Source organism: Aurantivibrio plasticivorans (genome assembly GCF_055392955.1).
On record NZ_AP036020.1, the window covers coordinates 767,967 to 781,080 of the forward strand.

At 47.8% G+C, this 13,114-nt stretch carries 11 protein-coding genes and 1 tRNA gene; 9 read left to right on the forward strand and 3 right to left on the reverse strand.

The window, feature by feature from the left end; translation table 11 throughout:
• Positions 1–13 precede the first annotated feature (13 nt).
• The 4 genes from rbfA to pnp all read left to right on the forward strand — a co-directional run bounded on the left by rbfA (position 14) and on the right by pnp (position 4,244).
• Positions 14–391: a 30S ribosome-binding factor RbfA gene (gene rbfA / locus ACZ5NB_RS03500; protein WP_460231588.1), complete on the forward strand. Its 378-nt coding sequence runs from the start codon at positions 14–16 to the stop codon at positions 389–391.
• A gap of 59 nt (positions 392–450) precedes the next feature.
• Positions 451–1,383 carry a tRNA pseudouridine(55) synthase TruB gene (truB, locus tag ACZ5NB_RS03505; RefSeq protein ID WP_460231589.1) on the forward strand — a complete coding sequence of 311 codons (933 nt, stop codon included), beginning with the start codon at positions 451–453 and terminating at the stop codon, positions 1,381–1,383.
• A gap of 183 nt (positions 1,384–1,566) precedes the next feature.
• On the forward strand, positions 1,567–1,836 hold the full coding sequence (gene rpsO, locus ACZ5NB_RS03510; RefSeq protein ID WP_460231590.1) for a 30S ribosomal protein S15: 270 nt from the start codon (positions 1,567–1,569) through the stop codon (positions 1,834–1,836).
• 263 nt (positions 1,837–2,099) lie between these two features.
• Positions 2,100–4,244, forward strand: coding sequence for a polyribonucleotide nucleotidyltransferase (pnp, locus tag ACZ5NB_RS03515; RefSeq protein ID WP_460231591.1), 2,145 nt, complete (start codon positions 2,100–2,102; stop codon positions 4,242–4,244).
• A gap of 84 nt (positions 4,245–4,328) precedes the next feature.
• Here the strand turns inward: pnp and ACZ5NB_RS03520 are convergent, their stop codons facing one another.
• On the reverse strand, positions 4,329–5,192 hold the full coding sequence (locus tag ACZ5NB_RS03520) for a mechanosensitive ion channel family protein (RefSeq protein ID WP_460231592.1): 864 nt from the start codon (positions 5,190–5,192) through the stop codon (positions 4,329–4,331).
• 254 nt (positions 5,193–5,446) lie between these two features.
• Between ACZ5NB_RS03520 and ACZ5NB_RS03525 the strand changes: the two genes are divergently transcribed.
• Positions 5,447–6,970 (forward strand): PilT/PilU family type 4a pilus ATPase, encoded by a 1,524-nt coding sequence (locus ACZ5NB_RS03525; RefSeq protein ID WP_460231593.1) that lies wholly within the window; start codon positions 5,447–5,449, stop codon positions 6,968–6,970.
• A 64-nt stretch (positions 6,971–7,034) separates the two neighbouring features.
• Here ACZ5NB_RS03525 and ACZ5NB_RS03530 read toward each other — a convergent pair whose 3' ends face one another.
• A complete protein-coding gene (locus ACZ5NB_RS03530) occupies positions 7,035–8,582 on the reverse strand; it encodes an acetolactate synthase large subunit (protein WP_460231594.1) in 1,548 nt (515 codons plus the stop codon).
• Positions 8,583–8,753: 171 nt separating this feature from the next.
• On the opposite strand from ACZ5NB_RS03530, the gene ACZ5NB_RS03535 reads away from it, so the two are divergent.
• On the forward strand, positions 8,754–9,248 hold the full coding sequence (locus ACZ5NB_RS03535) for a GNAT family N-acetyltransferase (protein WP_460231595.1): 495 nt from the start codon (positions 8,754–8,756) through the stop codon (positions 9,246–9,248).
• 224 nt (positions 9,249–9,472) lie between these two features.
• Here ACZ5NB_RS03535 and ACZ5NB_RS03540 read toward each other — a convergent pair whose 3' ends face one another.
• On the reverse strand, positions 9,473–11,074 hold the full coding sequence (locus tag ACZ5NB_RS03540; protein WP_460231596.1) for a carboxylesterase/lipase family protein: 1,602 nt from the start codon (positions 11,072–11,074) through the stop codon (positions 9,473–9,475).
• Positions 11,075–11,245: 171 nt separating this feature from the next.
• Between ACZ5NB_RS03540 and queC the strand changes: the two genes are divergently transcribed.
• The 3 genes from queC (at position 11,246) to ACZ5NB_RS03555 (ending at position 13,072) form a co-directional block, all read left to right on the forward strand.
• Complete coding sequence (queC, locus tag ACZ5NB_RS03545; protein WP_460231597.1) at positions 11,246–11,929, forward strand: 7-cyano-7-deazaguanine synthase QueC; 684 nt, start codon at positions 11,246–11,248, stop codon at positions 11,927–11,929.
• Positions 11,930–12,129: 200 nt separating this feature from the next.
• A tRNA-Lys gene (locus ACZ5NB_RS03550) sits at positions 12,130–12,205 on the forward strand.
• A 156-nt stretch (positions 12,206–12,361) separates the two neighbouring features.
• Positions 12,362–13,072, forward strand: coding sequence for a PepSY-associated TM helix domain-containing protein (locus ACZ5NB_RS03555; RefSeq protein WP_460231598.1), 711 nt, complete (start codon positions 12,362–12,364; stop codon positions 13,070–13,072).
• Positions 13,073–13,114: the final 42 nt, after the last annotated feature.

Genomic DNA, 13,114 nt, shown 5'->3' on the forward strand with positions numbered 1-13,114 from the left:
TTAGAGACATCATATGCCAAAAGATTTTAGTCGTTCGTTGCGCGTTGCGGATCAAATACAGAGAAGCCTCGCGCAACTTATCCAAACGGAAATCGCAGACCCTCGTATTGGGATTGTAAATATTAACGAGGTTGATGTTAGTCCCGATTACGCCAATGCTACGGTTTATGTCACGCTCATTAATAGTGAAGACCCTGCGCAAATTGACCTGTCGATATCGATTCTCAACAAAGCCTCGGGTTTTCTTCGCGGGCAATTAGCAAAGTCGTTAAATAGTCGTACCACTCCTCGGTTACACTTTAAATACGATAAAACATCTGTTGCCGGTCAAAAGCTCTCCAGCTTGATTGATAAAGCTGTGGCAAAAGATAAGAAGCACCTCGAGGAATAACGCAACGCATTTTGTCGATTGCTAAATCTCGCGTGTAGAAGTTGTAAATAGGTAAGGTCTTGGTTCGTAAACCTAAAGGGCGCCCCATCAGTGGAGTGCTGTTATTAAATAAGTCAGCAGGCATGACGTCGAATGGTGCCTTGCAGCGTGCCAAGCGCTTGTTCTTCGCTGCGAAAGCCGGGCACACGGGTAGCTTAGATCCGCTTGCTACTGGCGTGTTACCAATCTGTTTTGGTGAGTCGACGAAATTTTCACAGTTTTTGTTAGACTCCGATAAAGCTTACCGCAGCCGTATTTGTTTAGGCATTAGAACAACTACCAGTGACGCTGACGGTGAAATAATTGAAGAGCGTGATGCATCAACGTTATCTCGGGATGTGGTAGAGCAAGCGCTTCGTCATTTCGAAGGTAAGATTGAGCAGATCCCGTCAATGTATTCTGCCCTGAAACACCAAGGCCAGCCGTTGTATAAATTGGCTAGAGAGGGCAAAGAAGTCGAGCGTAAGGTCAGGCAGGTGACTGTCTACGCGATTAAACTGCTAGACTTCATCCCTGGTAACCCTGCGTACGTTGATATCGATGTAGAGTGTTCCAAAGGGACGTATATTCGCAGCATTGCTGAGGATCTGGGGCAGGATCTTGGTTGTGGTGGTCACGTCGCTGAATTGCACCGCCGAGCGACTGGGGCTTTTGATGATACAAACGCCGTGTCACTCGACGAGTTAGAGCAGGAGCGAGGTGATGGCCTGGCGGAACTACTAGATCACCATCTGCTTCCAGTTGATGCGCCCATTGCGGAGCTGCCGGTGCTAACATTGAACGAGCATAGTGTTTACTATTTTAAACACGGCCAAGCGGTGATGGATCCGCAGGTCTATCAGATTACAGAAGAAGGTGGTATTGTGCGTGTCTTCTCCGACACTGGAGATTTTTTAGGCGTCGCTGAGGCCACGGATGACGGGCGTATCGCGCCAAAAAGGCTGGTGGTATAAGGACTGTCAGCGGAACAAAATTTATGATGTTGTGGCTACGCTGTGGCGTCATGGATCAATAGGAATATAAAGTCCCTATTGATTAGCCTACCTGTAAATGTGCGCGGGTATGGCTGAATGGGGAATGGCTTTATCTGACTAGATGAGCTGTTCATTAATTGCATATTAACTGAGGTAACAATTATGTCACTTAGTGCTCAAGAAAAAGCGCAAATCGTTCAAGAACATCAACAATCAGAAGGTGATACCGGTTCTCCGGAAGTGCAAGTTGCATTGCTGACTGCCAACATCAACAAGTTGCAAGGTCACTTCGCATCTCACAAGCAAGATCACCACTCTCGCCGCGGTTTGATCCGTATGGTTAACCAACGTCGCAAGTTGTTGGATTACCTAAAAGGCAAAGATGTAAGCCGATATGCCGCTTTGATCCAAAAGCTGGGTCTAAGACGATAGCAAACATAAGGGGTTCGTTTTACGAGCCCCTTTTGTTTACCTCGTAGATAATTAACTCTCTAGTGGGCGTTTAAATTGCTCGTGTAATCAGAGTTATTCGTTTTTGTGGTCGAATTGAATAACCATAGAGCTAATTAATTCGATCGAAGTACGTTGTTGTAAACGGAGAGCGCAATCAGCTGTACTCATTCCGTATCACAACGTATCCGTATTAACGCAAAAATTAACGTAAAAATAGTATCTAAATAGAAAAGGATAAAATTGTGAATCCTGTAATTAAATCATTTGAATACGGCGGACAAACCGTCACCATCGAAACTGGCCGCATCGCTCGACAAGCTACTGGCGCTGCCTTAGTCACCATGGGAGAAACTGCAGTATTGGTCACCGTGGTTGGTGCAAAAGATACCAAACCAGGTCAAGACTTCTTCCCGCTATCTGTTCATTACATCGAAAAAGCCTACGCTGCCGGTAAAATCCCAGGAGGCTTTTTTAAACGTGAAGGTCGACCAAGTGAAAAAGAAACACTAACGTCTCGCCTCATTGATCGACCCATCCGTCCTCTTTTTCCAGACGGCTTCATGAATGAAGTGCAAGTTGTTTGTACCGTGATGTCAACGTGCAAAACCCAAGACCCTGACATTGCAGCAATGATTGGTACTTCCGCAGCCTTGGCGATTTCTGGTATTCCATTTAGCGGTCCAATTGGTGCGGCTCGTGTTGGCTTTACTCAGGAAAGTGGTTACCTACTAAACCCATCGTACGAAGCCCTAGAGACTTCAGAGCTAGACATGGTTGTTGCAGGCACTAAAGATGCTGTCTTGATGGTTGAGTCAGAAGCAAGCGAATTGCCAGAAGATATTATGTTGGGCGCTGTTCTTTACGCTCATCAAGAGATGCAAGCGGTTGTGCAAGCGTGTGAGGAATTGGCGCGTGATGCCGGTAAAGCGCGTTGGGATTGGCAGCCAGAACCTAAAAATGAAGCGTTGATTAGCACTGTATCAGAAGGCTTCGCAGCGGGCATTAAAGAAGCTTATCGCATCACTGACAAGCAAGCGCGTTACACCGCACTGGGTGAGTTACGTGCGAAAGCGGTTGAAACTCTTGCTACCGAAGAAAGCGGTATTGATGGCGACGAAGTGAAGAAAGTCTTCGGTTCTATCGAGAAGCAAACCGTACGTACCAGTGTAACCGACGGTGAGCCACGCATTGATGGCCGTGATCAACAAACTGTTCGTCCAATCAATGTTGAAGTTGGTGTGTTGCCGAAAGCGCATGGTTCTGCGTTGTTTACTCGCGGTGAAACTCAAGCAATTGTGGTTGCGACTTTGGGCTCTGCACGTGATGCGCAAATCATCGATGCACTTGAAGGCGAAAAACGCGATAACTTCATGTTGCACTACAATTTTCCTCCATACTCTGTGGGTGAAGCCGGTCGTATGGGCGGCACGGGCCGTCGCGAAATCGGTCACGGTCGTTTGGCGCGTCGTGGTGTTGCGGCGGTATTGCCAAAAGAAGAAGATTTCCCGTACACCATTCGGGTTGTCAGCGAAATTACCGAATCTAACGGCTCAAGTTCTATGGCTTCAGTATGTGGTTCAAGCTTGGCATTGATGGATGCTGGTGTTCCGCTTCGCGCGCCTGTTGCGGGTATCGCCATGGGCTTGGTAAAAGAAGGTGAAAAGTTCGCCGTATTAACCGACATCCTGGGTGACGAAGATCACCTCGGTGATATGGACTTCAAAGTGGCTGGTACAGCGCAGGGTATTACTGCGTTGCAGATGGATATCAAAATCGAAGGTATCACCGAAGAGATTATGGAAGTCGCGTTAAAGCAAGCGCTTCAAGCCCGTCTCCATATCCTTGGTGAAATGAATAAAGTTATCGATTCTTCACGGACCGAAGTGAACGACAACGCACCACGTTTTGAGACGTTGAAGGTTGATCCAGACAAGATTCGAGACATCATTGGTAAAGGCGGTGCGACAATCCGTGCGCTTACCGAAGAGACTGGCGCATCAATTGATATTAATGATGACGGTGTGGTTAAAGTCTATGCGGATAACAATGAGTCAATGAAGGCGGCTGTTGATCGCATCGGTGAAATTACTGCCGAAGCAGAAATTGGCCAGATTTATGAAGGCAAAGTGGTCCGTATTGTTGATTTCGGTGCATTTGTGAACTTCTTGCCGGGTAAAGATGGTTTGGTTCATATTTCGCAAATTGCTGAAGAGCGTGTGAATAGTGTTTCAGATTACTTGGAAGAAGGCCAAATGGTTAAAGTGAAGTGCTTAGACGTAGACCAACGTGGCCGTATCAAGCTTTCAATTAAAGAAGCGAAACAAGACGAAGCGGCTGAGCAACCTGCTGAAGAGGCTGCGCCTGAACAACCAGCGGGTGATGCGTAAGCGCTCCCGACAGGTTTCTATACGCTAGACATAAAAAACCCGCTCAGCTTTGAGCGGGTTTTTTTGTGCCTAATCAAAAGTGATTTAGGAAGCCTGTTGTACGTGAACATCCATTTGTGGATATGGAATCTCGATACCCAACTCGTCAAAACGATTTTTGATCTTCTCGTTCAAATCGAATTTGGTGGGCCAGTAGTCACCTGACTTAACCCATGGGCGGAATACAAAATTGATAGACGAGTCTGCGAGCTCAGCCAATCCAATAGTCACATCTTTGGTTGTGAGTACGCGTTCGTCCGCTGCGGCGATGGCTGCCAGTTCGTCTTTGACTTGTTGGATGTTTGCGTTATAGCTTACGCCGACCACCATATCAATGCGTCGTTCTTCTTGAGTTGAGTAGTTGACGATATTACCGCCCATGATGCTTGAGTTCGCAATGGTGATGGTCTTGTTGTCGCCAGTGAGAATTGTGGTTGCAAAGATAGAAATGTCAGAAACCACACCCATAGCGCCGCCGGCTTCAACGAAATCGCCGACCTTGCAGGGGCGGAACATAATTAGCATTACGCCAGCGGCGAAGTTTGAAAGTGAGCCTTGTAATGCGAAACCAACGGCTAAGCCCGCAGCACCGATGATGGCAACAAAACTAGCTGTTTGAACGCCGAGCTGACCGAGTGCAGCGATAATCACAACCACGAGCATGATGTAGTATAGGAGGTTGCGTACAAAGACCGTGATGGTGCGGTCGACCGAACGGCTGTCTAGCGCTTTTTCTAGCATCTTAGATACAAATTTTGCGACCCAGCCACCAACGATGTAGATGGCGAGTGCCAATAGTAACTTGGCACCGTAGGTGATGAGTAAGTCTGGTGCTTGATCCATATACCCGTTTAATTGGTTCATATCGATGTCCATCGATGCCTGTTTAAGGTGGGTGAGCGAAAACATGGTCTTGTATCCTCTAAGTTAATGATTGACCCCCAAGCGGGACTAAGTTAATTGCTTAGTCCACCTATAGTAATCCCAATTAAAGGTGACGGGTAGATCGACGAGTGGAATTAGAGGTGATTTCCTTCAAATTTAAGAACTGAGCAATGTTTACATCACTGTGGTGATAGGGTACAAAGATTCTTCGATTTTTCTATCACCGTGCAAAAAACTTTATACAGTACGAATTATAAAATTGAGGGGCGTTTAACGAGATGATGACGAATCTACACAGCTTGCTGGAGAGCATGGCAGTGCTGAAAGCTTCCGATCTCTATTTAAATCCGGGAGCTCCACCTATGTTCAAAGTAAATGGTGAGCTTCGCTGGGTGAAAGAAACACCCCTGGAAGAAAATGAAGTTGAGCAGCTTGTACTTGAGTCTCTAGATCAAGAACAGATAGAAAAATTTCAGCTGAACCTTGAGGTTGACCTTAGCCTGCAGATTAAAAACGGCGGGAGATTTCGGCTCAATGTATACCGCCAGAAAGGACAGGTAGCACTGGTCGCTCGTCACATTAAGAACATTATCCCGACTATTGAAGAACTTCATCTGCCGCCAGTGTTGAAAGAACTCATTATGGCCGAGCAGGGCTTACTGTTGGTTGTTGGTGCAACTGGTGTCGGCAAGTCGTCTACTGTCGCTGCGATGGTGGACTACCGCAACCAAAATCGGCAAGGCCATATTCTCACTATTGAAGATCCTATCGAATATATTCACTACCACGCGCAATCGCTAGTCAGTCAACGAGAGATTGGTGTGGACACGGAAAGCTACGCTGATGCCTTGAAATTTGCGCTGCGTGAAGCGCCGGATGTCATTGTCATTGGGGAAATCCGCGATGAAGAAACGGCAAAGCATGCGCTACGTTTAGCTGAAACAGGTCATCTCTGTGTGGCGACTTTACATGCGACTTCCGCTAACTTGGCGGTTGATCGTTTGGTGAATTTCTTCCCGCCTGATGCACATCATCGAATTTATCAGGATGTGGCTTCACACTTACTAGCCGTTGTAGCACAGCGCTTAGCGAAAGGTATCGAACGTAAAACAATGCCGGTTATCGAGTTGTTGTACAACAACATGCACATGGCAGAAATAATTCGCAAAGGCTCTACTGCAGAACTTAAAGAGCTTATGCGCAAGGATCAAAATAGCAGTAGTCAAACGTTTGATGATGCACTTTACCAACTTGTCGCCGAAGGGGCGATTACACAAGAAGAAGCTACGCGTCTTGCAGACTCAGAAGTCGATGTTCAACTTCGCTTGCGTATGGAGCAAAAACAAAAGCGTAATCAAGATAATGCCAAAGTAAAACGTTGGTTAGACAATACGGCGAATTGGAGCGAATATCGTTCCGTGGCTGTAGAGCCGCAGCCCAACGCCGGCGCTGGCGAGGCGCAAATGGCAGAACAAATAAAAGGTTGTTTAACAACTCAAGGCTACAAAATTACTAATATTAACCCTGATTTAGTGTTACGTAGCGAGTTCGCTGTACGTGCAAGGAACGGTACGCAGTTGGAAGGTGTGTACGATTTGAGTAAGGATGTGGCTAGCTTGCCTACCAATGAGACGGTGATGCAACTAACCTTGTCAGAAGCTGCCACATCTCGAAATATTTGGCGCGTGCAAGCGGCTCAAGTTGAAACTGGCGAAAGTAATTCGTTAGTGTTCCAAGCATTATTACCAGGATTGTTGGCAGATATTCCTAGTGTTGCTTTAAGCAAAGAGCGTTCAATTTAGTCCCTACCCTGAAAATAAAAAAGGAGCAAATCTGCTCCTTTTTTATTTTCAGGGTGGGTAACACTTAAATGACGGCTTCGATTAACTGTGGGCCTTCCGCTGCAAGTGCGCGTTTGAGTTGTTCATTAAATTCATCAGCGGTTGTTGCGCGAGTGGCATTGACACCCATGCCTTTCGCAATTTCTTGGAAGTTAAGTTCGGGTTTATCAATATCCAACATATCTAATGTTTTGGTGTTGGGGTTTTCTGCCCCTACTCGCGCAAGCTCAACTTGAAGAATACGATATTTTCGGTTGGCAAAAATAATATTTACTACATTTAAATTTTCGCGCGCCTGCGTCCAGAGTGATTGAATGGTATACATGGCACCACCATCCCCGTGTAAGCAAATAACGGAGCGATCTGGGCAGGCGATAGCCGCACCGGTGGCAACGGGTAAACCATAGCCGATACTACCACCCGTTAGTTGCAGCCAATCATGCATGGCAGACCCTTGCGTTAATCCAGTGGATGGTCCTCCGGACGTTGCCGCTTCGTCAACGACGATTGCATTTTCAGGCAGCATGTTACCAACGGCATAGCCAATACTTTTAGCGCTCAAGCTGTTGCCAGTCATGAGGTCTGGAGTAATGACTTCTTGAATGCGTGGCGATATTTTTTGTGCGCCTAGAGCTTCAACTAAATCATCCAGTGCGGTAAATACATCCTCATCTAGACCAGCGAGAGCGTCGGTAGTGCAGCCGTCAGGGAGCGGCGTACTTGGGCGATTGGGATAGGCGAAAAACGCAACTGGTGATTTTGCCGCGACGGTGATGACATGTTGACAATCCTTAAATTGCGCCTGGGCGGCCTCAACAAAATATTCTACTCGATCAAATTTTACTTGACCGGCTCCACGTGTAATTCGACCGTTAAATGTTTCGTATAAAACGGTAGCGCCGGTGGCTTGTGCGATTTTATCTAGGGCGTGCAATGCTCTCGGCTGATTTGCTGGGCCGCCAATAACTATCGTGACATTCGATTTACTTTGAAGCACTTTGGCAATAGCGTCTATGCGATCCCCAGGCACTGACTTAAGTGGCGTCGGAACTAAGGCATCAGCAATGGTGTTGGTTTCATCCCACGCGCAATTAGCAGGCACCACGAGGTTTGCAATTTGGCCTGAGTTGCTCATTGCGGCCTGCACAGCTTGAGCGCCCAAGCCGCTAAGCTCATCGGCCGTTTCGGCATGCTTAACCCAATCACCAAACGCAGTCGCTAAGCCATTGATATCGGATGCAAGAGGTGCGTCATACTGCAAGTGATAAGTGGCGTGATCGCCAATGAGATTAACCATCGGTGAGTGGGCGCGGCGAGCATTGTGGATATTGGCTGTCGCGTTTGCGAGACCTGGGCCAAGGTGCAGTAGCGTAACCGCAGGTTTACCCGTCATCCTAGCGTAGCCGTCGGCGGCGCCAGAGCAAACACCCTCAAAAAGTCCAAGCACAGAACGCATTTTCGGTTGGGTACCAATCGCGTGCACGAAGTGCATTTCAGAAGTGCCCGGGTTAGTAAAGCAAGTATCAACACCTGCTTTTAAAAGGGTTTGAATAATACTCTCAGCGCCATTCATGTTATGTCTCTCGTACTGCTTAAGCGGGTTTGTTGTTGGTTCGTGAGTGTATGCTAGTTTGAGCGCGGTTTCGAGTAGACCAATATAAAGTGTAGAAGTGTTAAGAACTTCTCAACACATTTCATGCTTTAATTTATAGTTTGAGATAGTTTGAATTTATGGAGGGCAGGGATGGAAGTTAGGCCTATCGCAATAGGGGACGCTGGTTTAATGCTAGCGCTAAATTTGGCACTCGATGCAGAATCTGATTTTATGTTACTCGAGCCAGGAGAGAGACCGCAGTCGAAAATTTTACAGTCTGAAATTATTTCAAATGCTGTAGCACAAAATAACGTGACGTGGATGATTGCACAGGACCGACAAGAGCTAATTGGCTATTGTGCCGTAACAGCTAGTAAACAGCGCCGTTCTCGGCACGTTGGTTCTTTGGTGATGGGCGTTAGAAAGCCATATTGGGGTAGGGGTGTCGGTGCCAATTTACTTGCAGTCGTTGTTGATGCGGCGAATTGCAAAGGGGTTAGACGGATAGAGCTCTCTGTTCGAGAAGATAATTTGCGAGGGATCGCACTGTATAAAAAGTTTGGTTTTGTTGAAGAAGGGCGGCGTACCAAATCGCTGCGGATTGGTGACAGGCTATTTGATGAATTATATATGGCAAGGCGTTAATGCTGTATCACTTGATCCTATGGCTTACGACTATATGAATCTTTTGGAAAATATTAATGTCTGCATCCGTGTCAAAGACATTCTTAACGTTGTTGATCAATTATTTTTTTCAACAAAAGTGCTTGCGATGATCATGAGAAAATTATTCGTGGACAAGCTGGGATATAAGAATGTTTTGTCAACACTAACCACCATGCCTCTGATGGTTAGTGTTCGAATTAACGCTATCCCTCTTTACCTGACAAGATTTTTCGAATAGTGCTTAAGGGGTCGTTCTCTACTCTACTCGGTAGATTGAACATCATCGTCGAACGTGATTCAGCGTCGAACGCGGGCCACTCAGGAATGTTTTTGTTGTTGGGATTGCCGGTGCGTGCAAAGGCTATCCAGGCTTCTGACATTTGGTCCGCCATTGCTTGTGGCTCATCACCCGGGCCTACCAAAATGCGTGACAATTCCACGTTGTCGAACATGAATGGTATTTCCAATGTGTGCGCAGATCGGAATTTACCGTTGTTCGCTGGTGTTTCCCAGGTTAACGAATACATATAAACCTTCGCTGCATTTTGAGCCGCTTTACGTTCAGCGAGCATTTGCGATCCGTAGTGGAACATTGCTGAGTCTATCGCCGTGCGTAAATGCGTGGGTGAGTAATCCGGATAGATACGTCGGAATTCTGCGAGCAGTGCTTTGCCTTTGCGAGTATTCGCTGCGTATTCTTCGAGCTGTTCTTCGGTTAGGTTTCCAAACCATGGCTCTGACGCTTGGAAGAATGTGAGTTCGTCTTTGTTGGTGCCTATGAGCACGGGAACGTCGGCGGAAATCTTCGGGGCACCCATAATAAAGGGATGTTGTGGCATGGATATGCCGTCCAGTACTGGCGAAAATTTTCCAGAACCGACTTTAAGAGCGGCTGCCATGATTGTGTCAGCGCTGAGGCCTTGGAGAGTTTTTAAATCTTTTTGGACGTCGTTAATTCCGAGTTCAGCTAGCAATGCAGTGGCGGTTGCGGTCGCTGTTTTAGAAGGGGTGACGGTTATGCCTGGGCCGCTTTGAATAATGGCTTTGTGAAATAGCCCCTGAGCAGACGGCATGGCCATAAGATTACTCACTTTCTGGCCGCCGCCGGACTCACCCATAATCGTAACGTTCGATGGGTCGCCACCAAAGTTGGCGATGTTGTCACGTACCCACTCTAATGCGAGCACCATGTCGAGATTTCCCGCATTACCGGAGGTCGCGTAGTCTTTGCCGAGCAGTTCTGCGAGATGGAGGTAGCCAAAGACATTGAGGCGATGGTTCACGGTCACTACGACTACATCACCGCGTTTGGCGAGGTTTTCACCGTTGTATAAAGGCCAATTACCAGAGCCGAAGGCATGGCCTCCACCGTGAAACCAAACCATAACGGGGCGTTTATTATTATCGGGTTCTGGAGTCCAAACATTCAGGAACAGGCAATCCTCATTGTCGATTTTCATTTCGCTGAAGGTCGGCATTAGCGCTTGCATACGCAAACTATAGTCGTTGCGGTGAAACGCCAGCGAGCCTGCCGCTGCTTGCATCGCCGGTGCACCGTAATCGATTGCGTTGTATAACGCTTCGATTGGCTCAGGCTTTTGCGGAGGCATAAAGCGTAGGTCGCCGACGGGTGCTGCGCCATAACGGATGCCTTTAAAGGTGTCGATATCGTTGTGAACGAAACCTTGGACTTTTCCGAGGTTTGTTTCGACCACAGGTGTTGTTTGCGGCAGTTGCGCTATTACGCTAGTGGCCAGAAACATGCTGGCGAGCCAAAGCGCCAGTTGTGACTTGTTTCCTTTCATGGTGAGTAGTCCTCAAAGTTCGATAGTAGGATTTATTGTCGGGTCAGCATGCTATCACCTTATTTTGCTACGATGTGTAAAGTAGCGGCTCGGCGCCGAAGAAAGCGCGGTTTATATAAAACCTACGAGGCCTTAAAATATCGCCTCTAGTTTTAGCCAGTCGGAGCAAGCGTGTCGAATAAGTCAGCCGTTGTATTAACCTCAGGGGGATTAGATTCCACCACCTTAATTGCCATCGCAAAGTCAGAGGGCTACGCCGTTTATTCTCTGGCTTTCGACTACGGCCAACGCCACCGTGCAGAGTTAGTGGCCGCTGAGCGTAATAGCCGACTACTCGGGGCCGTCGAGCATAAAGTGGTTAACCTGGATCTTCGAGCGATTGGCGGTTCCGCCTTGACTGATGACACTATCGATGTCCCTGATCACCAAGAAGAGGGAGGGATTCCTGTTACCTATGTGCCCGCCCGCAACACGGTGTTTCTGTCGATTGCTCTGGGCTGGGCTGAAGTGCTGGGTGCCAATGACATTTTTATCGGGGTAAATGCGGTGGACTACTCAGGCTACCCCGACTGCCGTCCTGATTTTATCGCTGCTTACGAAAAAATGGCTAATCTTGCGACCAAAGCGGGCGTTGAAGGCACGCCTCTGCGTATTCGAACCCCGCTTATTGACCTGAGTAAGGCCGAGATTATCCAGCGTGGGCTTGGACTTGGCGTCGACTATGCTGCCACTGTTTCATGCTATCAGGCTGATACTGAAGGTCGTGCCTGCGGCCGCTGCGATAGCTGCTATCTCCGACAAGAGGGCTTTCGCGCAGCAGGCGTTTCAGACCCAACTCGATACGTACCGGCCTAATCAGAACGAAGGGGAATAACCCCTTGCTTTTGCTATAAAAAAAGTTCTCCAAAGCACTTGTCTTTTGAACTGAAATCATTACTATATGCGCCTCTTTGAGACGCCGGTAGCGCACACCAAAGCGCCAGCTTATCACCTATAAGAAAGCCACCTCAAAGAAAGCTGCCTTCATGCAGCAATCACAATTAGCAAAAGTTTATGGGTCGTTAGCTCAGTTGGTAGAGCAGTTGGCTTTTAACCAATTGGTCACTGGTTCGAATCCAGTACGACCCACCATACAAAAAAGGGCTGCCCAAATGGGCGGCCCTTTTTTGTTCTCACTCAACGGCACGCCTGGCCCTTAATAAAAATTAATCGCCCCTTACTGCCTAAAACGCTAACCTGTCGCTCTTCATAAAAATAACTGAAATAACTCGTAGCGAGGGGCTTAGCGTGGCTGGATTTAGGACCTTTCTATTTTGGTGCCACTTGAGTAGTGGTGTGGCGGCGGCGTTGATCGTGTTTTCCATGTCGATAACCGGCGTGTTACTGACTTACGAAAGACAGATACTTGCAGCAGAAGCACCGCAGTTTGTGCCCGCCCCTGATGCCGAAGCGCCGCTTCCTATAGAGCAATTAAAAGCTATTATTGATGAGTCATCGTTTCGGGCGAGTAGTGTCTCATTGAGTCGTGAGCCGAATGCGCCCGTAACCTGGAGAGCGGGGCGTCGAGACTCTATAGTACAAAACCCCTATACGGGAAAATGGTCTGAGCCTGCTGAATCCTCACTAGCGCAGGTGTTTGGTTTCATCACTCGTTTTCACCGCTGGTTTGATCTTTCGGGGGATGCGCGGGCAACTGGTCGCGCCATCACAGGGGTCAGTAATTTATTGTTTTTATTTTTACTGTTCAGTGGTTTGTATTTGTGGCTGCCCAAGGTATACCGTTGGGGTGCCTTCAAATTGCGTCTGAAGTTTGTCACTGCACCTAGTAGCGCCGCTAGAGACTTTAACTGGCACCACGTGTTGGGCTTTTGGTTTGCCATTCCCTTGGTGGTCATAATTGCATCGGGTACGGTATTTGGTTACAACTGGGCCAGTAATTTAGTGTATTTCGCAGCGGGTGAGGAGCCTCCGTCGCGCGGCGGTGCGAGGATACAATAGCGATCTCAAGTCAGGGGGAGCGACTTATCCAATGCGGGCGTT

Bases quoted from the DNA above. Each gene is read 5' to 3' on its own strand.
- ACZ5NB_RS03525 (WP_460231593.1), top strand. From the start codon at position 5,447: ATGATGACGAATCTACACAGCTTGCTGGAGAGCATGGCAGTGCTGAAA.
- ACZ5NB_RS03520 (WP_460231592.1), bottom strand. From the start codon at position 5,192: ATGTTTTCGCTCACCCACCTTAAACAGGCATCGATGGACATCGATATG.
- ACZ5NB_RS03535 (WP_460231595.1), top strand. From the start codon at position 8,754: ATGGAAGTTAGGCCTATCGCAATAGGGGACGCTGGTTTAATGCTAGCG.
- ACZ5NB_RS03540 (WP_460231596.1), bottom strand. From the start codon at position 11,074: ATGAAAGGAAACAAGTCACAACTGGCGCTTTGGCTCGCCAGCATGTTT.
- rpsO (WP_460231590.1), top strand. From the start codon at position 1,567: ATGTCACTTAGTGCTCAAGAAAAAGCGCAAATCGTTCAAGAACATCAA.
- rbfA (WP_460231588.1), top strand. From the start codon at position 14: ATGCCAAAAGATTTTAGTCGTTCGTTGCGCGTTGCGGATCAAATACAG.
- ACZ5NB_RS03530 (WP_460231594.1), bottom strand. From the start codon at position 8,582: ATGAATGGCGCTGAGAGTATTATTCAAACCCTTTTAAAAGCAGGTGTT.